The following is a 26,255-nucleotide window of genomic DNA, read 5'->3' as shown; positions in this document are numbered from 1 at the left end:
ATACTAAATATTATTAAGCTTTATTGTATAAATTAGCACTCTTTCTCCATAAAATAGCAAAGCAAAGCACATAAAATAGGCAAAAACAAGCACTAGCAAGTAAAATCATAAGAGTATCCGTATAATAATATGTTACAACAATAACAAAACATGCAAAAAAAGTGTTAATGATAAGTGCCGCTGCGTTTCCAACATATCTTTGTAATATATGGTGTAAATGTAAATCATGTCGTTGCCACACGATATCAACTAATATAGCTATATTTTGTTTTCTAGTAGAACACAACTGCATAATGAGACTTGCAAATACACTTGATAGTATAGAGCATATAGGATAAAGCATTAAAGCCATGCAGTACCACATATTGATTCCATAATATAGCACACATAAAAGCAGTAATGCCCCAATGCAAAATCCAAGCAAAAATGCTCCACTATCACCTAAAAACATCTTGCCAAATGGATAGTTAAAAAGCAAAAAAACAAATAAGATTCCAAGCAATACGCTCGCAGCAAAACCAATAAAATTACTCTGTGTTTGATACGCAATATAACATAAAGCACACAATACAATCATGCTATATAATGCCGCATTGCCATGTATGCCATCTATTGTATTCATGCCATTTGTAGTCAAAAAAAGTGCTATATAACATGGCAGCAATAGAAAAATTAAACTATAATCGTGATTCATATCTAGTGAATAAAAGAGTAAATGAAGCACACAGAATCCACATATTTGTATGCAAAACACGAGCCATAGAATCATTTTGCCATAAATGTCTTTTATAATGCCACTGCAAAGCACAATAGAACATGCAATATAAAAATGAAGTCCAGCATATTCGTAAAAATCGCCAACATTTGTGCTTGATATATGATTGCCATGAGAATTAAAAGGTATTTCAATCCCACCCAAAACTACAACTACATAAGCAACAAAAATGCTAATGCCACCACAAAGCGGCGTAGTTTTTGCGTGAAGTTTAAAGCTTTTTATATCGGGTTTATCCTGCATAACATTCATGGTTTGTGCGAGAATGTATGAAATACCCATAGTGATACAACCGCAAAATATCCCAAGATTTGCAAAATATAAAAGCGTAGAAAACTCCATAAACTTACTCCAAATATGTCTTTATATATGTAGGGATAAATATAACAAATCTTATAGGTATATTAAAAGCTAGGCTAGTTAAAGATTTATGCTAGCAAGAATTATAAAGAATAACTATAAATCTTTCAATCCCATTTAAACACATAGATATTCTAGGATTCTCATGTTGAAGTTGCAAAACATCTAATTATAGATCCATGAAAGATATTTTGCCTTATTTCAAAAGATATGGCATTAATAGATTCTAGATTCCGCACGAAAGTAGATATTCAAAATTAGTATGATTATATACTTCAAGCTGAATTGCGATAATCATTAGAACTTTAAAAAGATCATAAACCCATAGGAATATTCCAAAAAAGTATAAAAATGTAACACTAAAGAATAACAATATATTCAAATATAAACTTTTTTAATGAGATAAACATAATTTTAATTATTTATGTGTAATAATCTCTGCTTATGTCAAATTCACTTTACATTAAATTAACATTCACTACACAAGGCAGTGTAGAATGTAGTATGAAATTTTTCACTATCTTGTAGAATGTAGCATGAGATTCTTAAATAAGGGAGAACCTATGAAACAGATGAGCATTAAGACAAAAGTTGCACTCGTTGCAGTAGCGGTTATTATGCTTGGCATTATTACTTTAAGCATAATTACTATGGCTATGCAAAAAAGCAAGTCTATGGAAAATGCGATATTATCACAAGCGAATGAATTGCGTATTGTAGATTTGATCTTGCAAGATTCTAATCAAAAGTATTCTACCGCTCTAGAAGGTCTGGCAAATTCTATTAAGTCTTTACCATCAAGCATGTTTGAAGACGAAGATGTTGCTATAAGAGCGGTTGGTGCTTTCTTGCAAACACATAGGCATTCAACAGGTGCATTAAACTCTTATGTAGGTTTTCCTAGTGGAGCTATTGTAGAATCTGAAGAGGGGACTGATAAGCAGGGTTTGCCATACAGAATGCGTGGGGGCAAATATACAAATGATTACAATGCCACACAGCGTCCTTGGTATATCGGGGCAGTTGCGAAAAATGGTCTTTATCAAACTGAAGTATATGAAGATTCTGTAACCGGTAAGCCAAATATGAGCTATGCCTATCCGGTTGTAAAAAATGGTAAGGTTGTAGCAGTCGTTGGTGTCGATATTTTATTATCTACTTTGCAGGATTACTTTACCTTTTTGCGTGAGAAAAACGATAGCACCATCTTTGTGCTTGATGATAAAAATATCCCATATCTTGCGACTGATACAGAAATCATTATGAAGAAGAATGCGATATTTGATGAAGTGGCACAATGGTCTGCAAAGACAGGTGATTTTGAGGCATTTGAGATTAAAGATAAGGGCATTACAAGACTTGCGCAATGTAAAACTTCGCATGATAAAACATTTTCACTATATACTTTGTGTAGTTTTGAAACACTTGATGATATAGAAGCACCTATCAAAAGGCAGGGATATGTGCAAGTGGGCATAGGGATACTTTTTGCATTACTTGCGAGTGCAGTCATTTTTGGACTTGTTAGCTTTTTCTTACGCCCTATCGATAAGATTCAAAAAGGTTTGATTAACTTTTTTGCATTTTTGAATCACGAGAGTAAAAATACACAAACCATTGATATTTCTTCCACCGATGAGTTGGGCGTAATGGCAAAAGCGATCAATGAGAATATTGAAAAAACAAAGCTAGGACTAGACCAAGATTCCAAAGCCGTAGCCCAGTCAGTGGAAACAGCAAGGATTATAGAATCTGGTGATTTCACAGCGCGTATTACAGAAACACCGCATAATCCACAGCTTAATGAATTAAAAAATGTGTTAAACCACATGCTAGATGATTTAGAGAAGAAAATTGGTAGCGATGCAAATGAAATCACAAGAGTATTTGACAGCTTTACTCAACTTGACTTTACAACAGAGGTGAAAAATGCAAGTGGTAGAGTAGAAGTCGTTACAAACACTTTGGGCGAAGAGATTCGAAAAATGTTGCATACAAGTCAAAAGTTTGCAAAAGATTTAGAATCTAAGTCAAAAGAGCTAGAAGAATCAGTGCAAACACTCTCACAAAGCTCAAATCATCAGGCAAGCTCTTTGCAGCAAACCGCCGCTGCAGTAGAGCAAATCACAAGTTCAATGCAAAGCGTAAGCAGCAGAACAGGCGAAGTTATCACGCAAAGCGAAGATATTAAAAATGTAATAAGCATTATTAGAGATATAGCCGATCAAACAAACTTACTTGCACTAAATGCAGCAATAGAAGCAGCAAGAGCAGGAGAACATGGTAGGGGCTTTGCAGTCGTTGCTGATGAGGTAAGAAAACTAGCAGAGAGAACGCAGAAATCTTTGGGTGAAATTGAAGCAAATACAAACATACTCGTTCAAAGCATAAATGATATGGCAGAATCTATAAAAGAACAAGCACAAGGTATCAGCCAAATCAATGAAACCATAATGCAATTAGAAAAAGCATTACACAACAAAATGTAAGCATTGCAAATCATTCACAAGAGATAAGCTTTGCAGTAGATTCTGTTGCTATGCAGATTCTAGAAGATGTGAATAAGAAGAGGTTTTAAATGATTGTAAATGTAAGAGGATAGGTTAGTCAAGGGATTAAAAAGGATTTAGCAAGGCTGGAGTTAAGACTCCAATAAGTTTTTTAAGTAATGAATAACTATAGCATCAAAAAATCACTTGTAAAATCCTCTGCAAAAGCTTTATCCATGGTTGCACTAGATTCTAGATGTAAGCCTTTTACTTTGCAAATTGCAACAAGCAAAATATTCCCATTTGTCATTTTGAACCTTTGAAATAAAAGGGTAAAAGCTTCATGAAGTTGTAATTTTTGTTTTATGGATAAAACTATTGTAGATATTATAGAACTAAACAACCCTGTCTTTCATGCCTTTATTTGCTATTTTTCTCATTTGCACTACATTTTCTTTATACTTTGATGGTCATCATGGTTTTATTATAAAAAAGGCTTCATACCCTTGATTTGTTTTTTTTTTTTTGTAGAATTCAGTTGCGCCGCATGTGCGTATATTTTATTATAAAGGATAATCATGGGATTTTGGGATAAGGCTAAGGGCTTTATGGATTCGGCTGCTGATGCGATGGAAAGTCAAGTGAGAAAGCAGGCTGCTAAAATGAGTGATTCTCAGTTGTTGGATCGCTATAATAATGCCGAGAGTGATAGGGTTAGAGCAATACTTGAAGCGGAGCTTAGAAAAAGAGGATTATTATAAGATAATCTGCTAAGTCTAAGTCTCTTACCACAGCATTAAAGCTTGAATCAACACAGCTTTAATAAAAACTACAATGCAAATCTATCTTATAGTTAGAATCATGATAGATTTGCAGCCAAACCCTACATTCTGTATAGCCTTAAACATTAAATTAGTTAAGTTTTACTCTAGTTTCTAAACCAAAACAAAATTTTACTGCATACCACCACTATTTGCTATCTCTATCATTTGCGTAATGCTTTCTTCATAACTTGATTGTATATTTTCATCTTGTCCTAGAAACTCTTCCATTAATGCTTTTTTATCAATCGCTTCATCAAGCTCGACATCATTGCCTTTATGATAGCTACCAATGCGGATTAGCACTTCATTTTCTTTCAAAAGAGCTTGCATACGGCGAAATTTCCTTGCTGCATTTTTATGCTCTTGTGAGATAATATCGTGCATAACCCTTGATGATGAATTTAAGATATTAATAGGCGGATAGATTCCAAAATCTGTTAGATTCCTATCAAGCATAATATGCCCGTCCAAAATACTTCTGCTTTGGTCAGCAATAGGATCATTTAAGTCATCGCCCTCCATAAGCACGGTAAAAAATGCGGTAATGCTACCTTTACCCTCTTCCTTACCAGCACGCTCCATTAACTGCGGCAAAAGCGTTAAAACTGAAGGCGGATAGCCCTTACTTGTTGGTGGCTCTCCTAAAGCTAGTCCTATCTCTCTTTGAGCCATTGCAAAACGCGTTACAGAATCCATGATAAATAGCACATCATGCCCTTTATCCTTAAAAAACTCCGCTATTGCCATAGCTGAAAATGCCCCATATTTTCGCATAAGCGGCGAGTCATCACTCGTTGCTACGACAAGCACGGTATTTTCAAGATTCCCACCTAAGTTTTTCTCAATAAATTCAGGCACTTCTCTGCCCCGCTCCCCGATTAGTGCGACAACCTTTATTTGCGCGGCACTCCCTTTTACAATCATACCCATGAGTGTTGATTTACCCACACCAGACCCAGCAAAGATTCCCATTTTCTGCCCTTTACCGCAAGTAAGTAAAGAATCTATGCTTTTTACCCCCACGCTAAAGACTTCATCTATAAGCCCCCTCTTTAACGCAGAAATAGGTGCGTTAATAATAGGGGTACAAGCACTCGCATATAACGCCCCAAGACTATCAAGTGGCACACCTAAAGGATTTATCACTCGCCCTAAAAGCTCATCGCCCACAGGGATATTTAAACCCTCTTTTGCAATCATTACTCTATCACCACTTTTAAAGCCTTCTGTAAAGCTGAAAGGACTAATGCTAAAGACTTCCTTATGCGTAGCGATTACAATGCCCTCTGTGCGTGTATCATTACCGCGGATAAGCCATACGACATCGCCCACACTCGGCGATAAACCCACCGCTTTTATGATATTTGTCTCCACAGAGATAATCTCACCAAAATTTGGCGAAAGATTCGTTGTAAGGCTTAGTTTTTGTTTTAGATTCTCAATAGAAGCAATTTTAATAGTTTGTTGTTTTGCGTTGTTATCATGTGTTTTAGACATTTTTGCTCCTTAAAAGATTTACAAACAATAAAAATTTGGTTACAATACGAAATTATACTTAAAAACCCTTAAGGATAGTTATGAATACAGAAAGAATTAATGAAGCAAATGCAAAAGCAAGTGGAAAAATCGCTATTGAAACGATTAATAAGCACATTGAAACACTTGCAAGCAAGTATGCAAAGACTATGAAGCTAGATGGCTTTAGAAAAGGTAAAGTCCCAGTGCGTATTGTAAAAGAGCGATATAAAGATAGTCTGCTTGAAGAATCTCGTCAGCAAAGCATTAATGAGTTTTTTGCGAATGCTATTAAGGCATTAAATATCACCGAAAAAGATGTGATAGGGCAGCCGCTTATCTCAAAGTTTGAAGAAAGTGAAAGCGGTATTGATATTGAGCTTAAAATTGGCATTACACCGACATTTAGCGTTGATGATGCAATCTCTTGTATGCCAAAATTTAAACCTGAAAAAATCACTGACAAGCAAGTAGATGAGCGATTAGAGCAACTCGCAAAAAATCGTGCTCCAGTCGTGCCATCAAAAGCTAAAAAGCTAAAAAGCGGACATATAGCGCATATTGATTTTGAAGGGTTTTTAGATGGCAAGGCATTTGATGGTGGCAAGGCAGAAAAGTTTGATTTAACAATTGGTTCCAATCAGTTTATCCCCGGCTTTGAAGATGCTTTGATTGGCATGAGTGTGGGTGAAGAAAAGATGATTGATGTAACTTTCCCAGAGAATTATCAAGCCCCAAATCTTGCAGGAAAAGCCGTGCAATTTAAGGTAAAACTACATGCTATCAAGCAAAAAGATGAAGTAACTATTGATGATGCCTTTGCAAAGGCTATTCTAGGTGATAAAGAAGAGAATACTCTTGCAACACTAAAAGATCAAATCAAAAAAGATTTAGAGAGAGAATCTAAAATGAATCTTTATAATGAAAAGCTAAAAGAAGAAGCCCTAGAAAATATCGCAAAGAAATTCACATTTGATTTACCAGAAAATATTTTAGAACAAGAAATGAATGTATTGCTTAATAATGAAATATCTAGCATGAAGCAAGAAGAAATTGAAGCTTTAAGGGGTAATGAAGATAAGGTAAAAGAGCTAAGAGAAGCACAAAGACCAAAGGCTGAGATGAGTGTAAAAGTTACTTTTGTCGTGGATAAACTCGCAAAGCAAGAGAAAATCAGCGTAGATGATAATGAAGTATTTCAAACGCTTTATTATGAATCCATGATGAGCGGACAAAATCCACAAGAAGTAATCGAGCATTATCGCAAGAACAACCTTCTACCAGCAGTAAAAATGGCAATCATCGAAGACAGAGTTATCACGCACTTGCTTGATAAGCATAATGGGATTAAGTAATATTTCTCATAACCTCTTCCCCTGTTTTTCTCAATACACATTGAAATAATTGAAGATAACATCATTCTGGCTTTAATGTGAAGTTAGAGTGGTTTTTTAATGCCTTATTTTATTCCCTTTTTTATATTCTCGTTTATGAAATATGCAAGATTTTACAACATGTTTTTATGTGTGATGTTTTTCTTGTTTTATTTTATTCATATATTGGCGTAATAAATTACATTAAGAATAGTTTGAATGGGCTAAATTCTAATAGATGAGCTTGAAATATTATATTTGATAATCAATACTAAAATCAAGCGTTACAATTTTACAATTCATGTAAATATATGAAAATTCCTTTTAAACTCAATTCAAAAAAAGCTAAACATCCTATCTACACAAATATTTGTTACAATTATCTTATTTTTGCCATATTTATTTTTTACAAGGATAGCTATGAAAATCATTGAGATTACTAACACCCAAACAGAGACATATATACTTGATAAATATGCGACACTTGCGGATAGGTCGGTTATGCTAAAGGTTGGTGGTAGCGTATTGTTATGCAGTGTTTGTGTAGATTATGAGAATCCAAGTAGTGAAGACTTCTTACCCCTTAGCGTCCAATATGTTGAGAAAATGTATGCTATCGGTAAAATCCCGCAAGGCTTCCTTAAAAAAGAGGGCAAACCAAGTGATAATGAGATTCTAATCTCGCGTTTAATCGATAGAAGTCTTCGCCCACTTTTCCCAAAAGACTATCCCTATCCTGTGCAAATCACAATACTTGTAATGAGCTATGATAATAAGATTGATATATGTCAAAAAGCTATGAATCTAGCAAGTATTTGTCTGTATCTCTCAAGCATTCCGCTAACACAAAAAGGGATTCTAAATGGCATAAGGGTTATGCGGCGTGATGATGAGTTTAGTCTTTGTGATGATTTAAATGATCTTTTAGAATCTAAACTAGATTTATTTGTAAGCTGCATAAATAATAATGTTAGCATGATAGAAATGCAAAGCTTAAAAACAACTACACAAAATAAAGATTCTATAATAGAAAATGCAAATGAAATTAGCAAAGATGACTTACTCAAAGCGATAAACCTAGCAAAAAAACATATAGAAACTATGTCAATGCTGTATATGAAGCATTTTGAGCCTTTTGTGTTAGAAAAAAGAGAATATGAGGGTAGCAATAAGCTGGATTTAGCCTTGAAAGAAAGCTTAGAAAAAGAATACACAGATTCTATAAAAGAGTGTCTATGCAGCATGTCAAAGACAGAGCGACACACACAGCTTATAGCCCTTATTAAAGAGATTTCACAGACACACAATCTTGAGCGTGAAATTGTAGCAAAGCATGTATTTGCTATCAAAAAAGAGATTATGCGAAGCATGATTCTAAACGAGGGTAAAAGGGCTGATGGCAGAGCTTTGAGAGAAATACGAGAGATAAGTATAGAATCTAATCTTTTGCCTAAGACACATGGCAGCGCTTGTTTCACACGGGGGCAGACACAAGCCCTTGTTACCTGCACTCTAGGCAGTCAAAATGACGCACAAACACAAGAGGGCATTCTAACTCAGGGCAAAAGTAAGATTATATTCCATTATAACTTCCCCCCATTTAGTGTCGGCGAAGCCTATCCTATTGGGGCAAGTTCAAGACGAGAGTTAGGACATGGCAATCTTGCACTAAAGGCAATAGAATCTAATGTAGCAAATACGCCACATACTATCCGCCTTGTATCAGAGATATTGCAGTCAAATGGCTCAAGCTCTATGGCGAGTGTATGCGGGGCTAGCCTTGCTTTGCTTGGTGCGGATATAAAAATGCACAATATGGTAGCAGGTATTGCAATGGGGCTAATCTATGAGAGTGAAGAGAGATTTGCGATACTAAGCGATATTATGGGCTTAGAAGACTTTGATGGCGACATGGATTTTAAGATTGCTGGGAATGAAAAAGGCTTTAGTGCCTTGCAGCTTGATATAAAGATACATGGACTTAGTGAATCTATACTAAACCAAAGCCTAGAGCAAGCAAGGGAAGGGATACTACATATTCTCTCACTCATGCGAAATGTAGAGATTAAGCCAAACTATGAGTTACTCCCGCAAAAAGAGAGCTTTTGTGTGCCACACACAAGCATTGGGGAGATAATCGGGCAGGGTGGGCGGACTATACGCGATATTATCTCTCGCTTTCAAGTTAGTATCAACATCGATAAAGATGAAGGTATCGTGCATATTAGTGCAAATAATAAAGATTCCATGCAGAATGCAAAAAATTTCATACTTGATCTTTTACGCAAAAAAGAGAAAAAAGAGTTGCCCTATAAAGTTGGAGAATGTATTGAGGGTGTAGTGAGTAAGCAAGTAGAATCTGGCTTTCTAGTGGATTTAGCACAAGGTGGTAATGGAATCTTAAGGACTATTTCCATGCAAGAAGAGTTGCAAATAGGTCAAGCTTTATCTGTTAGGATTCTAAGTTGTAGTTATGGTAAGACTGAGTTAGAGATTATAGACAAAAAAGAAGAGAATGCAGAAAATTTAGGGGTTTAATATGCAAGTAGAGAGTTTTGAAAATCTAGCTTATAAAACCCTTTGCATAGCTATTGAGGCTGGAAAAATCATTATGAAATTCCATGGTGATACTACACATATACAAAAGGCAGATAAAAGCCCTTTAACACAAGCAGATTTAGAATCTAATGCTTATATTACACAGCATTTACAAGCAATAAGCCCATATAAGGTATGTTCTGAAGAAGCAGTTTTAGAGTATAATGAAAGAAAGGATTTAGAGTATTTTTGGCTTATTGACCCGCTTGATGGCACAAAGGATTTTATAAGCGGCAATGGCAACTTTACAATAAATATTGCTTTATTGCATAAAAATGAAGTCGCACTTGGTGTCGTATATGCCCCTTGCCTTTATGAAGCCTATATTGGCTTAAAAGGCTTTGGTAGCTTTTCATATAATATTTATGATTTTAAAAACTTTGCGTGTATGAATCTTGAGAAAAAATCTCGTATTGAATGGCTTAAAACGCATAAGATTCTACTTGCAAAAGAGTATGTAAAAAAGATTTATGGAGATAATTTAGAGTTTTTAAGTGGCGTAGATTCTCATATTAAACAAGAGATTCGAAAAAATATTGATGAGTATATAGAATCTAGCCATGCTTCTAAAAGTGCAGAGAGTTTTGAGAAAATAGATTCTATACCCCTAGCTAATCAAAAAAGGCTTCTTGCTTGCGACTCTATCCACCATAGCACAAAGGCGACAGGAGAGTTCCTACAAAGATATAATGCCCTTGTGTTAAAGAGAGGCTCATCACTTAAGATTTGTGCGTTAGCAAGTGGTATTGCTGATATTTATCCGCGTATGAATGGCACGAGTGAATGGGATACTGCCGCAAGTGAGATTATTTTACTAGAATCAGGTGGGATTACGCTTGATTTACAGACAAAAAAGCCCTTGTGTTATAATAAGGAAAATATCCGCAATAATCATTTTGTAGCGTTTGCAAAATCACATAAAAATGGTGATATTTATAGGGATATTATTGAATCTTGATAGTAAATAAAGGCGAGTGTATGCAAGAAATATCTATTTGCTCCCTAAAAGATAATCCAAGTTTGCTAGAGAAAGCACAAATTTTTCTGCTAAAAGCATGGGCAGATGAGAAATCAGAAAACTTTTATAAAGAAGTTTTGCAATGTTGTGTTAAAACAAGCGATTTTATCCCACATTTTCTTTTTGCAATAGATAAAGACAGAAAGATTATTGGTTGTGTTGGTATAGCATTGCAAGATTTTGTCTCATGTGCAAATCTTTATCCATTTTTAGTGGCATTATATGTGGAAGAAACCTATCGCAACAATGGTATTGCAAGCATGCTTATTGGGAAAGCAAAAAGAGATTGCAAAAATGCAGGTTTTAGCAATCTATATCTTTGCAGTGATTTATGTGGTTTTTATGAGAAGTTTGGCTTTGTGCTTCATAGCATGGCTTATGATGTTTTTGGCTTTAATAACCGCATTTATCATTGTGTTTTAGAATCTTAATCTTCAACATTTTGAGCCCATAGCCAAACATTTAGCATGGAGTCCGAAAAGTTTTTCACCTACAGATCCCCAAACAACAACAAGAAACAAGTTTCTAGCGGATAGAAGCTAGAATGAGTGCTTAGCATTATATGTTATTCACATACATTCTCGCAACCTGTATATTCCATATTTATACTTTCAACAGCACCTTGTGACAAAGTCTTGCCGTTCGTGCATTTAGCAGAAACAAATTTACCATTAGAATACTTTATAGTAGCAACTAAATTATCACCTATAAGAAACTTTGCTTCACCTTCTTTTTTATCATTCACATAAGGTGTTTTCATTACATATATCGGCTGACAATTTTCATCATGCTCAACAACCACACCATTCAACTTTCCGTTTTTATAGGGAGTGTTTGTATAGGATTCTTCACCCTCAATCATCTCTATACACCCACTCATTTTATCCTGTTTGGTCTCACATACTTTTAGCTCTTCACCATACGCAATACTTGCTATACATAATGTAGCTATACTACCAACTAAAGCCTTTTTAATCAGTCCAAGAGATTTCATCTGCTGCCTTTCAATTTGAAATATGATTCTTACATAGAATCTGTGGTGGTTTTACAAAAAAATCAAGTTTTTTTAGGACATTTATCGTAAAAGTAGAATAAATATAATTGATTCATTATAGATTCTGTATTTTAGTGTTATTTTAAAATAGTTTTATAGAATCTAGACTTTAGCTTCTTTGCCTAGTTAAACCAAATGCTATTTATTCTCTTTTTTTAGAATCTTTTGTATTCTTAGATTCTGTAAAATCTTTAGAATCTAGAGAATCTTTTTTATAAGATTGTCTTGTGTCTTTTTGCTTATCATGTGGCAATTTTGTCTCATCAAATGAAAAGACTGGCAAGCTAAGCTCATAATGCAAAGCAATCACACGAAATGAAAAACCAAAAATTAGCGTAATAATAACGGCAATATCATTAGGAATAGGTGTGTAAAAATAAAGGCAATAATACAGCATACATGCGACAATAGATACACTTGCATAGAGTTCTTTTTGAAAGACAAGTGGTATTTTATTACACAAAATATCGCGTAAGATTCCACCAGAAATGCCCGTTACAACCCCAGCGATGACACAAATCACAAAGCCAAAGCCATGCTCTGCTGCCTTATCTACGCCGATAATGCTAAAGGCGATTAAGCCTACTGCATCAAGCAATAAGAAAAGGCGACTAAGGTTAGCAAAAAAGTATGGGATACGAGTTGTAAGCATGCTAAAAAAGCATAGCATGATGACATATTCAGGGTGTTTTACCCAAGTCATAGGGTGCATATTGAGTAAAATATCGCGTATCGTCCCACCGCCAATAGCCGTTACTAAGGATATAAGCAAAACGCCAAAGAGATCCATTTTATACCTACCAGCTGCTAATGCCCCTGTGATAGATTCTGAAACGATTGCTATAATATAGAGTATTTGCAATATCATGTGTTATTCTCTTAACTTTTAAGTCTTAAACTTTGAGATAGAATCTTCTAGCAATTGTGCTTTTTGTGTCATTTCATTTACGACATCGTGGATATTATGCCCTACTGCTTGCGTGCTTTCACTATGCGACATCATATCATTCATCATGGTGTTTAAATCGCTTGTGCTTTGCACGATGGCATTATTTATCTCTTTTAGTTTCAATGAATTGTCTTTTGTGATTTTTAGCTTATCTTTTGTATCGTTTGCATGTATGATTAAAGGCTCTGTGGTATCTGTGATAGTTCGCATAGAATCTGCTACTGCAATGATTGTATGCTGCATGTCGTTTATACTTTGTGTTACAAGATTTACATTACTGCTAATCTCACCGAGTGATTTTCTCGTGCGTTCTGCTAGTTGCTTTACCTCATCTGCTACGACAGCAAAGCTTCTGCCATGCTCTCCAGCCCTTGCTGCCTCTATTGCTGCATTCAATGCTAATACATTTGTTTGATCGGAAATATCATTAATGATAGATATAACTTCTCTAATGTGGTTCGCATGTGTGGTTAAGTCATCGACATGGGCTACAACGCTTTCTTGATTTCTCGCTAGTTCTGTAATGAGATTTATAGAATCTTGAAGTTTTGTAGTGAATTCCACTAAAGTCGCTTCTGTATCATCAATATCATGGATTGTATGGCTTGTGGTTTGCTCCACAATATCTAGCTGTTTGCCTACTTCATGTGTAAGGATATTGACTTTATCTACAAGCACAAATTGCTTATCCGCATTTTTTGACAAAGTTTCAGCGATTTCTGAAAGCATAAGGCATGTTGTAGTATTCTCTTCACTCACACCTTTGCTGAGTGATATAGTATTTTGTATCGTTTCTATAAAGCGATTTACATAGGTTGAGGTAATGCCCACTTCATCTTGACTTTTAATGGCGATTCGCTTTGTCAAATCACCGCTTCCACCTTCTGTTAGATCCTTTGCCATATCTCTTAGATTATTCAGCGGTTTTACCAACTCTCTCTCAAAAAAGACATATAATCCAACAAGGGCAAAAATCCCAGCACCAACCATTGTAAGAAGCAAGTAGGTCTGTGTTTCATCGATTTGGTCATACATACTACCTAAAGATATATTAAGATCTAAGACGCCAAGCACATCGCCTTGTTTTACATTTGCATGGCACTCAAGGCAGCTTTCATTGGCAATAAGGGGCTTTTTAAGAGTAAAGCTACCCTTATGTGTGCCACTATCAAGATATTGCTCCTTTGTGCTAAATATCTTTTCTATATCAGCGGGAATGCTTTTAGAATCTCTTTCTCCCCATATTTCATCAATGCTTTTTGCCCGATATATTGAGATAGATTCTATCCCTTCAATCTTACTTGCTTCTTCAATACCTGCATCCATAACTTCTCGCACACCGATATTCATACCCATGCGTATAGTTTGAAATACAGAATCTCCAATCATCTGTGCGATTTCTTTCCCCTCTTTTGCTGCCATTTTATTAAAACCATTTGCAATGGTTAAATAAAGCCCACCAAAACCACATACAATAAAAATAAAAAGAGTAAAAAGCACTTTAGAGCGAAAAGTCTTTAGCATAATATCTCCCACTTACTAATTTTATTCATCATCTTTATCAAGCGTAAAGGTAACTCTTGCTGGGGCTTTCTTTTTGCCTACAATATTGGCATAATCCCCACTACCAGATAGCACTATCTCATCGCCTTTTAATACATTTGGCTTACCTATCTCTTCTACAAAGGCATTATCATACAGCCTGTATTCATTTTGCTTTACTTGATATACAAGTCTATTTGATTTACCTTTTAGCTCTCTTTTATCTGTTGTGATAATGCTAAATCTTACATTACCTATGGCTTCATATTTTAAAGGCTTTCTTGCCTTATCCGTATAGACTATGACTTTATCAGCAAAGAGTCTATCACTCCCTTTTTTAATATCTACATTACCTGTAATAGTCGTTACATTCCCAACGCTTTGAAAGTTCTGTGCCACAATGTCAATCACATCGGGTTTTGCTGCATACATAAGATTTAACGCAAAAATACATAGAATCATATAGTATCTTTTCATTTCTATCCCTTATCTTATAAGTGTTGTTTTAATATTTTTTGCTTTGATAACATCTGTTTCTTTATCATAGAATATGTTTTCCCCATTTGTTGTCATATCTGTATCTTCTATGAAAAATTTCCCTTTTCCTATGAATACTTCGGTTAGCGTATTATATACACCTTTTTCTGAAAAAAACTTTCTATCTGGACTTTTTGTATAATTGATTCCATTTACAAAGTCATATTCTTCACCTTTATGCCAGACTTCCTGTCCCTCTAGTGTCTCTGTGCTTAAATCCTCATTAAAGCGACTGCCAAAAAAGTCAATATATACTTCCTTATCTTTATATTGCATACCCCTACTTGCTTTTACAATCATATCGACATGCTCTGCATTAAAGCGATGCAGGGTAAAGTCAAACATCTCAAGCTTTGGAATCTCTTCTGCATAATCATATTGAACACCTTTTTGCTTAAAAAGTAGCAAGGAAGCAAAGCTAAACAATAAAAGGGCAATAAAAAATACAAGAATATAATCTATATTATGTAAAAATATCTTAAACTTTATATATTTCTTGAGTATGAAAATACGCCATTTTGTAAGCTCTTTGCCCCGCATAAAAGCCATATTCTAACCTTTGTAAATATCTTAAAATTCTAATAAGCAAATATTATACACAATTAAATAATAAGCATACCATCGCCATAGGAATAGAATCTGTATTTATGTGCTATTGCTTCTTCATAGATTCTAAGTGTTTCTTTTCTACCGATAATGCTACTTACAAGCATTAATAGACTTGATTTTGGTAAATGAAAGTTTGTAAGCAAAGCTTTTACTTTTTTAGGTGGATTAAATGGGTTTAGAAATATCGCATTCTCGCCTATAATATCATTTTCTATCTGTGCCACATTCTCTCTTATAAGCCATTCTACACTACGCATAGCAGTCGTGCCAACACATAGAATCTTTTTAGATTCTAGAATCTTTTGTGCTTCTTTTTTTGCGATTATGCAAGATTCTGTGTGTATTTTATGATTTAATATATTCTCACAAGTTATAGGTTTAAAAGTGCCTGCCCCAACATGCAGGGTTACAAACGCATGATTATAGTTTTCTTTTAAATATTTAAACATAGATTCTGAAAAATGCAAACTTGCAGTGGGTGCTGCTACTGAACCTTCATTTCTAGCAAAAATGCTTTGATAATCTTTAGAATCTTTTTCTATGCTTTCTCGTTTCATATAGGGTGGTAAGGGGATATTGCCACATGTTTGCAACAGGGATAAAACTTTTTCTTGTGATAGAATGTTTTGTTTTAATTGTTTTAATGCTAGGAGTTTTTGTAGATTTAAGGCGTTGTTTAAAACTTTACTACTATTTTGAGTGGAATCTTTATTGTTATTGTGGTTTTTGTTGTTTTGTGTTGAGTGATTTTTTAGATTTTCATTGTTATTTTGAGTTAAAGTCTTGTTTAGAGTGAAATCATTATGTAAAGTAGAATTATTTAGGGCTAAATTATTTTGCATATTTAAATCATTATGTAATGCTAGATTATTTGTTGTAGTGAAATTGTTTTGTAAATTACTCTTTAAACTAAACTCATCATTTAGTGTAAAAAAGGAAACGACTTTATATCCATCATCTTTTATATCTACTACTTGTATAAATACATTTGTATTGTTATATTGCAATGTAAAAATATCATGCAATTTTGCCTTACCTTTTATTTGGACTAAATGAAGATTATTGGAAAGGTGTTTATGATAGAATATTTCTCTTTTTGTTGGGAGTATTAAGTCGTTTAGAATCTGTGTTTTATGAAGAGATTCTAAAGAGAGTTTATTTGCAAAAAGTCTTGCATTTATCACCCTTGTATCATTTAACACAATGAGATAATCTTTTGGGATATAGTTAAATAATTCATAAAATGTCGTATGTGTTATTTTACCATTATGATAGATTAAGAGCTTAGCATTTTCTTTTGGTTTGATAGGCTCTGTTGCAATCAAATCATTTGGTAATGTAAAATCATAACTTGATAAATCTAAATCTTTTGACATGGGATTATCCTATTGATTTCTTATTTCGTTATTCTACATTCTAAATACGATTTTATAGTGTAATTTGTGTAAAAGATGATATCTCCCCTTAATTTGTTGAAATGGTAAGTGTTTAGAATATTGGATCATCATATTCTTAAAATCTAAAGTTTAATATTTTCTGCTGGATAATCTTTTTCTTACATCTGATAAAGAGAGATGACATGAATTTGTAGATTAAACTAATATTGCACAAGCAATCAATGTAAGATTGCTTACATATGCTTAATAACTCACAAATGATCTACCCAAAAGTTTTACACTCAAAACCCTTGTGTCTTTTCTATTATCTCATCTATTGCTTTTTTGCTATCAAAATCATCATAAAAGACTAAATCACTTTGTGTTGGGGCAACTAAGCCTTGCATAAACGCCATATTATCGACACCATCTTTATAATAGCCCTTACTATCTCTTAACCGCAAAATATCTACATTAACATTGAGATATACTTCAAGATAGTTAGTAAAATTCTCTCTATTAAACTTCCTTATAGATTCAAACATAGATATTGTAGCTAACACCACGATAAAGCCTTGTTCTACTAGCATTTTTGCTGTGCGGACATAATACATTGACATCTTTTCCCTGCCATCTTTACTATAATCTGTATTGCCTACACATTCACGCAAACTATCACCATCAAGAAAAATCGCCTTTGTATTATAAACTTCATTGATTTTTTGTATCAGTGCTTTTGCTAATGTGCTTTTCCCGCTGCCACTAAGTCCAGTAATAAATATTAGTCCGCTTTTTGTCATGCTAACCCCTTATAAAATCAATATCTAAATCGCTTTTAAAATCAATCTCGCACCAGTTCCCAAAAGTCTCTACCATATAGGCATTATGATAGGTGTCAATGAGTAGCTGCAAAAAGCTTGTCATATACATGTTGTTAAAATCTTTAGAATCATATTCTGCATTCCTATCAAGATTCTCATAACACTCTATAACTTTTGCTAGAAAGCTATGTGAGATTCTAAAAAGTCCAATGTATTGCCCTTCTATCTCGCTATAATCCTTTGGCTTTTTGCCTAATTCAATGATCTTTTCACCACAAAGCCTCAAAGTCTCTGCATCACTTAATGGATCTTCAAATCTCAAACTCCAAAGCTTACGCCATGCTTTATCTACAACGATACCTAAGTCATAATCACATATCATAAGCTTTTTTACAATATCGCTAAAATACACAATATCTGCGTAAGATACGAGTAAATCCTGCCTTTTCTCTACACATTCAAGTAAAAATTCCTTCGCACAAAAGAGCGTTGTAACCATATTTGTGTTTGCGTAGTTTTCATTTTTATAGAATCTTATATTTGTTAAACTTTTAGATTCTATATATTTTTGCAATACATCAAATTTATATCCACCAATAATGCAAACCTCTTCTATCCCCGCCTCAAACATTGCATTTAAAGCATAATCGATAATGCGTTTATCCTTGTAGCACACCATACATTTTGGCACATCTTGCGTAAGGGGCATTAGCCTTTGTCCAAATCCTGCTGCTAGAATGATTGCTTTCATTTTATATCCTTATTATTAGAGTTTGCATAAAGTGTATTTTTCCATTTTTGAAACACTTCGCTATTTTCCATACCCCTCTCTCTTTCTATGTGCCACATAATCCCAAAAATATTGTGAGATTTATGCTTAAAAGATTCAATGCTGTAATCTTTTGTATCACTGCTGATTGCTAAGGCTATAAGCCCATCGCCTAATTCTGTAATAGCATAATTATGAAATGAGTTTGTGATAAATCTTTGTGTAGTTTCTAGATTCTCTCTTAAATCTGGGTGGGCTGCGGGGTTTAGGGCGTAATTTACAAAATCTAGATTCTTTGTCTTGTTTTCTAAAACTTGCAACCCGCCTACTTTAATAGTAGATTCTAAATTCTCATTATCTTGCACCCCTACGCCCTGCACCCGCCCAAATGGTTGAGATTCTAAATTCTGTGTAACTTCATGCAACCCTACATGATTTTTACAAGGGGTAATCTGTGAGTTAAAATAATAAGCGATCATTTGTGCTCCACGACAGACCCCAAGCAAAGGGATAGAATCTTTTATGCATAAATCTATAAGATTTGTCTCAAAAATATCTCTTTCTTTATTCAAAGGCGTCTCATTACAAACGCTTAAATCATTCCCACCACTAAGTATAACCCCCGCAATATCAGGCAAATAAGGGGCAATATCTTGCTTATAACTTAAAGGCAACATAAGAAAATCATGCAATTGTATCGCAAAAAACTGCCCCCAATCTATTGCTAAAGATTCTCTTATTTCATTATATTCTTTCATGCTATAAAGTCGCTGTGAAATCGCTATATATCTTTTTTTCATGCTTTACCTTAATTTATGGCATGGATTTATAAACAAATAATCTGTTCGCTTTGACAATCAATCATTATCCTTTCAGCTTTGCAATACTTTTGATACTGCTCTTCGCCTACGCCAATAACTGCTGGCATGTTTTGCTCTGAAGCCCTTATTGCCATGTGAGAGTTTGCCCCACCATAGCAAGTGATAAATCCAGCAATATTTTTTGTAAAAAGATAGTCAAAGCCCGGATCTGCTGCATAAATCAAAACGATTTTACCCTCTAAGTTAGAATCTGTATGCAGGGCTTTTAGTGCGGTGATTGACTTTTGTGTGATAAAGTTTGGCATGACCTGTTGTGTCTGAAAGGCAAAAATTTGCTCTTTTGTAGTGATTAAAGGTGGCAATTTAATCGCTAGTGTAAGATTATATTCTTCCTTATGACGAGAGATAGAATCTAAAAGCTTTTGCTTTGGACTTTTTGAATACAGACTAGCATAAAGCGATAAAATATCATGTATATCAAGATGTGCCATATCCTCTTTTGAAATGCCATAATGCTCCCCTAATTCGCCGATTAAAACAAGTGTATAAGATAAAAGCTTGCTAAACTCAAACTTCGCATACTCCCTTCCCTCAATCGCAATTTTTAGAAAATGGAAAAATTCAGTAGAATCTATCTTTAAGCCATGCTCTTTTAAGATTCTATCTAGCTTTTCTAGTCTATCTGTGCTTAGAGAAAATGGTGTATGTTGTGCTATCTCATGCAATTTATCAAGGTTAAAATACCGCTCAAAATCCTCATCATAACGCGGACTTAAAATATCATAACTTCCTGCACGCAAATGTCCAAATTTCTCTAAAAATGCTGCTTTATTTTCTGCATTTAGATTCATACTGCTTTCTGCTAGTTGCTTACTTATCGTATTTAGTGTATGTAAAAAAGCATTCTTTTCATCTTCGCTTAAAAAGCCAATGCTAACTAAAGAATTTAACATTAAAACTGCTACAAAACCAGCCCTAGCAATACCTGCAAATGGCAGCGTCCCAAGCCTTTTGCATTCCTGCAAACTCCAATAGATTTTATCGATTAGGGAATAATCAGAGTTTTTAATCTTAGTAAAGGAATCTTGCAATTTTGCTACTTTTTCTAAATCTTTTGTGTAATAGCCATTTTTTGTGTTAATAATTTGATTTGTAAGCTCTAATAAAGCAAACTCTAGTCTTTTTATCTCATTGCTATTAAAGCCATGATTAAGAAGTGTTGTAAGGCTATTTGGCGTATTAAAATCATAACATGAAAAGACTATTTCAAACTCCACTTTATCGTGGAATTGTGGATTAGAATCTAGTCTTTGCAAGTAGTAATTGGCAAGTTTTGAAGCAATGCGTGAATCTAAATCTTTTGGTATAAATGAGTTAAAAGACGCCCTTACATCAATATAGGGGATACCCAAAAAAGAGTGCATAAGTGGGTGTGAATGCAAGGCTTTATAGCCATAATTATCTCTTTGATACGCCCAAATATTATCTGTTACAATCTCTTTATAAAGGCTAAGGGCTAATCGCTTAGGACGCAATCCAATGATTTCTGCTGGATTCCAATCAGGCATAACGCCAAAAATAGCCCTATCACCCAACACATTTGGTGTCTTTTTAAGGAAACTTGTAAGCCTTTTTTGAAGTCTTGTTAGGGCATCTTGTGGTAATGCGTTAAAGAGATTGATATTTGATTTTACTAAAGGTCGCACTTGCAAAAGATAGAGTGTTTCATTATCATTTAATTTATTTTTAGAATCTTTGGTGCATTCTTGCGTAGAATCTTTTTGTTTTATGCTGTCTTGCTTTAAATCAAGTCGATTAGAAGTCTCTTTTATATCTTGTGAAAAAGGCTTTGCAAAAGCAAACTCAATGTCAATGAAGTTATATTGCAAGAGAGATTCTAACTCTTGCATAAGAGAGATGATTTGCTTGAATCTTTTGTTGTTAGATTCTAGATTCTTGTTTGACTGCGTTGTCTCTTTGCCACTTTTGCAGGAGTTTGATATTGCAACTGCGTCATTATCGTCTAGATAACTCCTTGTTGCAATATCTACACAACCTGCAAAATTGCCTAAAGATACTTCCGCAGAACCACCTTTTGTGCATTTTGTAGAATCTAGATTCCGTAAAAATTCGCCCTTGTCTATACAATTTGAACGATTAGCTGAATTAGAGGGATAGTCATTATCGCTTAGATAACTCCCACCCTCTAATTCAGCCAAAGCCTCCAAAGCCATAGAGCAACTGCTAGAATTTGCGGTTTTGTTTATGTGCTCTGTTGGTGTAGATTCTATATTCCCAGCCGCTTGGGTGGGTGCAGGGTGCAAGGGTGCAAAATTTATAGAATCCAGATTCTTGTCATATTGAGTCTTTGAAAAAGGCGAAATATCCTTATTTGAATCTATTTTATCATTTAAGCTTTGATGAGATTTTATATTAGATGTTTCGCTGCACTCAACATGACAAGATTTAGATTCTAAACCCCAAGTATTTGTATCTAAAGACATGCCATCTTGGGTAAAATCAGGCATATCTCTATACTGAAAATAGCTTATTTTCTCCTTACTGCTTCCATCAGTAATACTGCTGCTTGAGCCGCTACTATCACATTCTATACAATAGTATGGACTAAAATTGTCTTTATCTACACTAAAGCCAACGCCACATAGGCTAATGTGTTGCAAATATGGCTGGATTAGAATCTCATCGTTACTATTTGGCATAGAATCTGCTACTTTTTGTAATGCTTCAATAATAGCTTTCTTATCATGTGCCACAATATCTGCGATACTAAGGAATGCTCCAGCATTTGAAGTATGTTTAGAATCTTCGCTTAGTGAAGAACTGCGGATAATAAGTCTTTGTATGCCCTCACTCTTGCAAAAAGATTCTATCAGATTTAGGGCTTCTTCTAAATGCGTCTTTACTGCCTCTTTTGTGAGTATTAAAAGCGGTAAAATCTCTGCATTCTTTAGCCTGTTTTGTAGCATATAAAGATTCTTTGCCTTACTTTGAAACTCTAATTTTTGCATATTATTCCTTACATTAATTCTTTAAGCCTACACTTTTCTAGCACTCCAGCACCTTGTCGTATATTTTATGCTAAACTCACTTGGCAGGGCTTCACGCATGGCATTGCTGATATTCTCAAACAAAGCATTGCCCTCGCTTGTCTCTAAATCCCAATAAGGATTTTTCACACTTTTCCATGCGTTGATATAGTTATCTATGCTTTGATGAAAGTAGAAATCTTCCTCTAGATAGATAATATTGTCAAATAAATCTTTTCTAGATTCTATAATCTCTCTTTGGTCCTGCCGTCTCACACCTCTATCATAGTTTGGCACAAATTTCACAATCACGCTTTCTGCCTTCTCTTGTATAGGATCAGCCAAATCTCTATGATTCCACATACATGAAAAATAGCAATTTGGCTTTAAGAGTCTGTGTGCTTCTTGCATGGCAAAGTTTCTATCCATCACATTAAAGCTACTCCCAAAGGTTACATAATCAAACTCGCCACTTTGCAAAGTAGAATCTATACCAGTTGCCCTAACCCAAGTAATATTTTTACCCTGCGTTCTCTCTATCCCAATCTCACGCATTGCATCATTTGGCTCAACTGCTACAACTTCTAAGCCTCTCTCTAAAAGCATAATACTCAAGTTACCACTACCCGCACCAATATCTGCTACTTTCGCCTTTGCCCTACCCTCTTTTGCTAAAGAAGTGAGCATATCAATGCTTTTTGGTGCATAATTTGGTCTATAACTATAAAATTTCGCATGTTTTGTATAATCCCATACTTGTTCTACTATTTTTTTCATCGTTTTTATCCTTACTTATCTATGCACAAAGCAAGACAAATAAGGATAACAAACGACTTATGCCTTACGCACACTCCACGCACGAATCTTATAAGGTATTGCAATCTCATCTAGATTTGCAATCTTAGATTCAATCATGCTAAGAATTTGTTGCCATCTTTTTTGTCCTGCTTGTGCCTGAATATCATTTACAGAATGCCACGCACCCAAATACCTTTCTTTACTCATTACTTCTAGGTAGTCGCATTCCATAAAAAAGCAGTCCTTGAAATGCCCTGTTGAAACAAGGATTTCTTCCCATTTTTTCACATTTTGTGTCCCACTACTCACACGAGTAAGCTCTGGAACAATATTCTTAATTTCTGTTTCAATCTCATGGAATATCGAGCCTTCTGCTATATGACGCGGATTCCATATTGCTGTAAAATAGGCTGCCTTGTTTTGTGTAGAGGAATTTTGATAAGGTTTGCCCCCCCCCCCCCCATTGTCAGCGTTATTAGCCACATTATGGTAATAATTATCATCTAAGATTCTAGCAAACTCTGGCAGGGATTTTTTAGGATCAGTCCAGTGAAATGAACTCGCCATAATCACCCAATCAGCACTACTAGATTCTATACCAGTGTCTTCACCACTACCCTTACACCATGAGATATTAGAATCTTTTGTATAGTTTTTTCCTTCTTCTCTCATAGAGTCATTTGGCTCAACCGCTCTTATATTCATGCCAAAGTCATCAGCTAGAATCTTTGTAAGTTTGCCCGTGCCAGCACCAACTTCTACTACTCTTAGCTTATCTAAAGGCTTATTAGTGTCATTTACACATTTTATAAGCTTGTCTAAAAGCATCACGCTATATGCGGGACGATTGTGATAGTGCTTTGCCACTTCTGTAAAATCACCTTGTTTCATACCTATCCTTTTTATTAAATTTATTTGCTTGAATGCAAAACTTTAAGAATCTTAAAATGAGTTTAGATTCTTTGCTTTACTTATATGCCTATATTTCACATTAATAGCCATTCTTGTTTTGATTTATTGCGACCAAACCTCTCAGGTTTAAGCACCAAAAAAGATATTTTGCTGCACAAGTCATAACAAGTAACAAAATCTAGTTTCCAAAAACAACATAAATAAAACAAAAAATCTACTCTTCCATGATGAAAGTCTATATGTTAATGCGACAAAACTCCCATCATCTCATGGCAATTATTCTCACATATCTCCCTCCTCTACGCACATTCTCTCAAACTCTTGGTAGTATTTCCACGAGGCGACAATATCTGGTCTATGTGCTTTTATATGGATAAGTTCTCTATCTAACATAGCTTTAAATTTCCTCCGTAAATCCCTATCACCTCTAAAGATTTCCAACACATCATTTTCATGTTTTTTATTCCGTTGTATATAGTCAGTTCGCTTTTTAAGTTCATCTAGGAATCTAAGCATATAGGCTTTAACTTTATCCAATGTTTCTTTGTCATCTTGCAAGGCTTTTAAATCATCTTCACTCATGCTAAAAGCAACTTGGTCTAGTAATGGGTGGGGTGTGTCAAAGAGAATGTGATTTATCATGACTGAATCTGATTTTATATTATGCTGGACACTGATGTGGACTTTGACTTTCTTGCTGTTTTGTGTCTCCATTGCGAAAGTAAGTGGTAGTATGTAGAAGAAATTACCAAATCGAATATCTACATAATCTTCCCTATTTTGCTCTTTGGGTAATGAAAAATCAAACTTTTTGGCGAGTTTTGTCATAGTGTCAAATGCCTTTTCTGGCATAATTTCTTGCATGTCAAGGTAGGTTATATTTGCATTTTTTGGCAATACTGCAATATTTGAGTAATATGCAAAAGAGCACAATCCTATAATATGCTTTAAAGAATCGTTGTGTATAAAGGCGTGATTGCTAACAAGTTTTCCCTCTGTATTAAAAAAGCCCATGCTATCCACAACCTTGTAAAAATCATCATTTATATCAAATTCAATAATGTGGTCATAATTTCTTCCATGCTTAAACCAACCATGATTTATTGCAGTTTTTATCCTTGATATGGGGTCTCGCACGAGAATAAGAAACCAATCATTATTTTTTAAAGCATAAAGTACTCGTCGTAAATCTTTTTCTTCTCTCTGCCATAGATGATTAATATATAGGCAGATATCTTGTTGTTTGCAATAATGTTTAAAAATTTTTTTATATTCCATTTCGCTCACACTGCTATGCGTCAAAAAGTCCGACATAGCAGCCCCACCTGATAAACCATAGCGAATAAAAACAAATTTGTATGGTGTTTTGGGTGGCAAACGCAATTCTAATGCAAGATTGTAGTCTATTGTAGAGTAGTCTATGGTGTCTGGTTGCAATAACGGTGGATATAATTGTATGCGTTGTGGCAATACACTCATGGCATTATCACCATCTGTGTTGATATTCTTTTGTGTGTGGGTATTGTATAGGGTAGTAATCTGTAGATTAGGATCCGACAAACAAGGGTGATATTCAGCAATACAATGGGGGGGGGGGGGGGTAAATTCGTCTATTCCAGAATCTTTCTGTGGAGACATCATAGTCGCACCTATTGTATTTTTTCTAAGATTTTCTAAATTCTCAATGCTACCATATTGACTTTTAAATGTTTCAGACTCTAGCCATTCGATATGCTTTTTAAGATTTTTCATAAAAAATAATGGACTAATAACAATTATATTTCTATAATTTTCTTCAAAATGCTTGTATGCCAATTTGAAAGTTTTATATTGAGATTTGTTTAAAAATTTCTTAGGGTAAATCTCCAACAATAACTGAAACTTATTGCTAGAGCGTTTTAGTCTTTTTTCAACTTTTTTCTCTAGAAAAGACAGCATATACCGTTTTACACCGACTCTTTTGATTGCACCAATTTGTTTTTTGGCATAGTGGCATATAAAAAATGCAATCCCCCTATGTCTCAAAACCCTTATGTTTCTAGACTTTTTTAAACTCATCAACAACCTC

Annotated in this window: 21 protein-coding genes and 1 pseudogene; 6 read left to right on the top strand and 16 right to left on the bottom strand. The window is 34.6% G+C overall.

The window, feature by feature from the left end; genetic code table 11:
- Nucleotides 1-13 precede the first annotated feature (13 nt).
- A complete protein-coding gene (locus XJ32_RS10100) occupies nucleotides 14-1,117 on the bottom strand; it encodes an MraY family glycosyltransferase (protein ID WP_077389503.1) in 1,104 nt (367 codons plus the stop codon).
- A 554-nt stretch (nucleotides 1,118-1,671) separates the two neighbouring features.
- Here XJ32_RS10100 and XJ32_RS10095 point away from each other — a divergent pair.
- Entirely contained in the window at nucleotides 1,672-3,624 is a 1,953-nt protein-coding gene (locus tag XJ32_RS10095; protein ID WP_437339612.1) for a methyl-accepting chemotaxis protein, read from the top strand.
- 187 nt (nucleotides 3,625-3,811) lie between these two features.
- Here the strand turns inward: XJ32_RS10095 and XJ32_RS13250 are convergent, their stop codons facing one another.
- Nucleotides 3,812-3,934: a hypothetical protein gene (locus XJ32_RS13250; RefSeq protein WP_302475934.1), complete on the bottom strand. Its 123-nt coding sequence runs from the start codon at nucleotides 3,932-3,934 to the stop codon at nucleotides 3,812-3,814.
- A 268-nt stretch (nucleotides 3,935-4,202) separates the two neighbouring features.
- On the opposite strand from XJ32_RS13250, the gene XJ32_RS10090 reads away from it, so the two are divergent.
- On the top strand, nucleotides 4,203-4,385 hold the full coding sequence (locus XJ32_RS10090; RefSeq protein WP_077389499.1) for a hypothetical protein: 183 nt from the start codon (nucleotides 4,203-4,205) through the stop codon (nucleotides 4,383-4,385).
- 192 nt (nucleotides 4,386-4,577) lie between these two features.
- Here the strand turns inward: XJ32_RS10090 and fliI are convergent, their stop codons facing one another.
- On the bottom strand, nucleotides 4,578-5,945 hold the full coding sequence (gene fliI, locus XJ32_RS10085; RefSeq protein WP_005219287.1) for a flagellar protein export ATPase FliI: 1,368 nt from the start codon (nucleotides 5,943-5,945) through the stop codon (nucleotides 4,578-4,580).
- An 80-nt stretch (nucleotides 5,946-6,025) separates the two neighbouring features.
- Between fliI and tig the strand changes: the two genes are divergently transcribed.
- The 4 genes from tig to XJ32_RS10065 all read left to right on the top strand — a co-directional run bounded on the left by tig (nucleotide 6,026) and on the right by XJ32_RS10065 (nucleotide 11,383).
- Complete coding sequence (gene tig, locus XJ32_RS10080; protein ID WP_077389495.1) at nucleotides 6,026-7,318, top strand: trigger factor; 1,293 nt, start codon at nucleotides 6,026-6,028, stop codon at nucleotides 7,316-7,318.
- Between the two features lie 438 nt (nucleotides 7,319-7,756).
- Nucleotides 7,757-9,874 (top strand): polyribonucleotide nucleotidyltransferase, encoded by a 2,118-nt coding sequence (locus XJ32_RS10075; RefSeq protein ID WP_254422361.1) that lies wholly within the window; start codon nucleotides 7,757-7,759, stop codon nucleotides 9,872-9,874.
- Between the two features lies 1 nt (nucleotide 9,875).
- The gene (locus tag XJ32_RS10070) at nucleotides 9,876-10,892 is read left to right on the top strand and encodes a 3'(2'),5'-bisphosphate nucleotidase CysQ family protein (RefSeq protein ID WP_077389490.1); all 1,017 of its coding nucleotides are present in this window, start codon (nucleotides 9,876-9,878) and stop codon (nucleotides 10,890-10,892) included.
- Nucleotides 10,893-10,912: 20 nt separating this feature from the next.
- Nucleotides 10,913-11,383, top strand: a complete 471-nt coding sequence (locus tag XJ32_RS10065; protein WP_077389488.1) for a GNAT family N-acetyltransferase — start codon at nucleotides 10,913-10,915, stop codon at nucleotides 11,381-11,383.
- Nucleotides 11,384-11,517: 134 nt separating this feature from the next.
- Here the strand turns inward: XJ32_RS10065 and XJ32_RS10060 are convergent, their stop codons facing one another.
- The 13 genes and pseudogenes from XJ32_RS10060 to XJ32_RS10000 all read right to left on the bottom strand — a co-directional run bounded on the left by XJ32_RS10060 (nucleotide 11,518) and on the right by XJ32_RS10000 (nucleotide 26,125).
- The gene (locus XJ32_RS10060) at nucleotides 11,518-11,946 is read right to left on the bottom strand and encodes a toxin-antitoxin system YwqK family antitoxin (RefSeq protein WP_077389486.1); all 429 of its coding nucleotides are present in this window, start codon (nucleotides 11,944-11,946) and stop codon (nucleotides 11,518-11,520) included.
- 313 nt (nucleotides 11,947-12,259) lie between these two features.
- A pseudogene (locus XJ32_RS10055) lies at nucleotides 12,260-12,874 on the bottom strand (trimeric intracellular cation channel family protein); the annotation flags it as partial.
- A gap of 18 nt (nucleotides 12,875-12,892) precedes the next feature.
- A complete protein-coding gene (locus XJ32_RS10050; RefSeq protein ID WP_020995532.1) occupies nucleotides 12,893-14,479 on the bottom strand; it encodes a methyl-accepting chemotaxis protein in 1,587 nt (528 codons plus the stop codon).
- 21 nt (nucleotides 14,480-14,500) lie between these two features.
- Nucleotides 14,501-14,974: a lipopolysaccharide transport periplasmic protein LptA gene (gene lptA / locus XJ32_RS10045; RefSeq protein ID WP_005219230.1), complete on the bottom strand. Its 474-nt coding sequence runs from the start codon at nucleotides 14,972-14,974 to the stop codon at nucleotides 14,501-14,503.
- 9 nt (nucleotides 14,975-14,983) lie between these two features.
- On the bottom strand, nucleotides 14,984-15,583 hold the full coding sequence (locus tag XJ32_RS10040; protein ID WP_077389482.1) for a hypothetical protein: 600 nt from the start codon (nucleotides 15,581-15,583) through the stop codon (nucleotides 14,984-14,986).
- 53 nt (nucleotides 15,584-15,636) lie between these two features.
- A complete protein-coding gene (locus XJ32_RS10035) occupies nucleotides 15,637-17,019 on the bottom strand; it encodes an S-adenosylmethionine:tRNA ribosyltransferase-isomerase (RefSeq protein WP_077389480.1) in 1,383 nt (460 codons plus the stop codon).
- Nucleotides 17,020-17,321: 302 nt separating this feature from the next.
- Complete coding sequence (locus XJ32_RS10030) at nucleotides 17,322-17,819, bottom strand: adenylyl-sulfate kinase (RefSeq protein WP_077389478.1); 498 nt, start codon at nucleotides 17,817-17,819, stop codon at nucleotides 17,322-17,324.
- A gap of 1 nt (nucleotide 17,820) precedes the next feature.
- Nucleotides 17,821-18,591 carry a phosphocholine cytidylyltransferase family protein gene (locus XJ32_RS10025; RefSeq protein ID WP_077389477.1) on the bottom strand — a complete coding sequence of 257 codons (771 nt, stop codon included), beginning with the start codon at nucleotides 18,589-18,591 and terminating at the stop codon, nucleotides 17,821-17,823.
- Nucleotides 18,588-19,409 carry a gamma-glutamyl-gamma-aminobutyrate hydrolase family protein gene (locus tag XJ32_RS10020; protein ID WP_005217918.1) on the bottom strand — a complete coding sequence of 274 codons (822 nt, stop codon included), beginning with the start codon at nucleotides 19,407-19,409 and terminating at the stop codon, nucleotides 18,588-18,590. The genes XJ32_RS10025 and XJ32_RS10020 overlap by 4 nt, the downstream gene beginning before the upstream one ends.
- A 26-nt stretch (nucleotides 19,410-19,435) precedes the next feature.
- A complete protein-coding gene (locus XJ32_RS10015; protein ID WP_077389475.1) occupies nucleotides 19,436-22,459 on the bottom strand; it encodes a PEP-utilizing enzyme in 3,024 nt (1,007 codons plus the stop codon).
- 27 nt (nucleotides 22,460-22,486) lie between these two features.
- The gene (locus XJ32_RS10010; RefSeq protein WP_077389473.1) at nucleotides 22,487-23,254 is read right to left on the bottom strand and encodes a class I SAM-dependent methyltransferase; all 768 of its coding nucleotides are present in this window, start codon (nucleotides 23,252-23,254) and stop codon (nucleotides 22,487-22,489) included.
- Between the two features lie 57 nt (nucleotides 23,255-23,311).
- Entirely contained in the window at nucleotides 23,312-24,166 is an 855-nt protein-coding gene (locus XJ32_RS10005) for a class I SAM-dependent methyltransferase (RefSeq protein ID WP_077389471.1), read from the bottom strand.
- A 303-nt stretch (nucleotides 24,167-24,469) separates the two neighbouring features.
- Complete coding sequence (locus XJ32_RS10000; RefSeq protein WP_167619999.1) at nucleotides 24,470-26,125, bottom strand: DUF2972 domain-containing protein; 1,656 nt, start codon at nucleotides 26,123-26,125, stop codon at nucleotides 24,470-24,472.
- Between the last annotated feature and the right edge of the window lie 130 nt (nucleotides 26,126-26,255).

Origin of the sequence: Helicobacter bilis (assembly GCF_001999985.1) — a bacterium.
Classification (GTDB): Bacteria; Campylobacterota; Campylobacteria; order Campylobacterales; family Helicobacteraceae; genus Helicobacter_A; species Helicobacter_A rappini.
The sequence above is the reverse complement of the archived record's forward strand: the minus strand, read 5'-3'. Positions and strand labels throughout refer to the sequence as shown.

Coding starts and splice junctions, on each gene's coding strand:
- XJ32_RS10100 (WP_077389503.1), bottom strand. CDS start 1,117: ATGGAGTTTTCTACGCTTTTATATTTTGCAAATCTTGGGATATTTTGC.
- XJ32_RS10095 (WP_437339612.1), top strand. CDS start 1,672: ATGAGATTCTTAAATAAGGGAGAACCTATGAAACAGATGAGCATTAAG.
- XJ32_RS13250 (WP_302475934.1), bottom strand. CDS start 3,934: ATGACAAATGGGAATATTTTGCTTGTTGCAATTTGCAAAGTAAAAGGC.
- XJ32_RS10090 (WP_077389499.1), top strand. CDS start 4,203: ATGGGATTTTGGGATAAGGCTAAGGGCTTTATGGATTCGGCTGCTGAT.
- fliI (WP_005219287.1), bottom strand. CDS start 5,945: ATGTCTAAAACACATGATAACAACGCAAAACAACAAACTATTAAAATT.
- tig (WP_077389495.1), top strand. CDS start 6,026: ATGAATACAGAAAGAATTAATGAAGCAAATGCAAAAGCAAGTGGAAAA.
- XJ32_RS10075 (WP_254422361.1), top strand. CDS start 7,757: ATGAAAATCATTGAGATTACTAACACCCAAACAGAGACATATATACTT.
- XJ32_RS10070 (WP_077389490.1), top strand. CDS start 9,876: ATGCAAGTAGAGAGTTTTGAAAATCTAGCTTATAAAACCCTTTGCATA.
- XJ32_RS10065 (WP_077389488.1), top strand. CDS start 10,913: ATGCAAGAAATATCTATTTGCTCCCTAAAAGATAATCCAAGTTTGCTA.
- XJ32_RS10060 (WP_077389486.1), bottom strand. CDS start 11,946: ATGAAATCTCTTGGACTGATTAAAAAGGCTTTAGTTGGTAGTATAGCT.
- XJ32_RS10050 (WP_020995532.1), bottom strand. CDS start 14,479: ATGCTAAAGACTTTTCGCTCTAAAGTGCTTTTTACTCTTTTTATTTTT.
- lptA (WP_005219230.1), bottom strand. CDS start 14,974: ATGAAAAGATACTATATGATTCTATGTATTTTTGCGTTAAATCTTATG.
- XJ32_RS10040 (WP_077389482.1), bottom strand. CDS start 15,583: ATGGCTTTTATGCGGGGCAAAGAGCTTACAAAATGGCGTATTTTCATA.
- XJ32_RS10035 (WP_077389480.1), bottom strand. CDS start 17,019: ATGTCAAAAGATTTAGATTTATCAAGTTATGATTTTACATTACCAAAT.
- XJ32_RS10030 (WP_077389478.1), bottom strand. CDS start 17,819: ATGACAAAAAGCGGACTAATATTTATTACTGGACTTAGTGGCAGCGGG.
- XJ32_RS10025 (WP_077389477.1), bottom strand. CDS start 18,591: ATGAAAGCAATCATTCTAGCAGCAGGATTTGGACAAAGGCTAATGCCC.
- XJ32_RS10020 (WP_005217918.1), bottom strand. CDS start 19,409: ATGAAAAAAAGATATATAGCGATTTCACAGCGACTTTATAGCATGAAA.
- XJ32_RS10015 (WP_077389475.1), bottom strand. CDS start 22,459: ATGCAAAAATTAGAGTTTCAAAGTAAGGCAAAGAATCTTTATATGCTA.
- XJ32_RS10010 (WP_077389473.1), bottom strand. CDS start 23,254: ATGAAAAAAATAGTAGAACAAGTATGGGATTATACAAAACATGCGAAA.
- XJ32_RS10005 (WP_077389471.1), bottom strand. CDS start 24,166: ATGAAACAAGGTGATTTTACAGAAGTGGCAAAGCACTATCACAATCGT.
- XJ32_RS10000 (WP_167619999.1), bottom strand. CDS start 26,125: ATGCTGTCTTTTCTAGAGAAAAAAGTTGAAAAAAGACTAAAACGCTCT.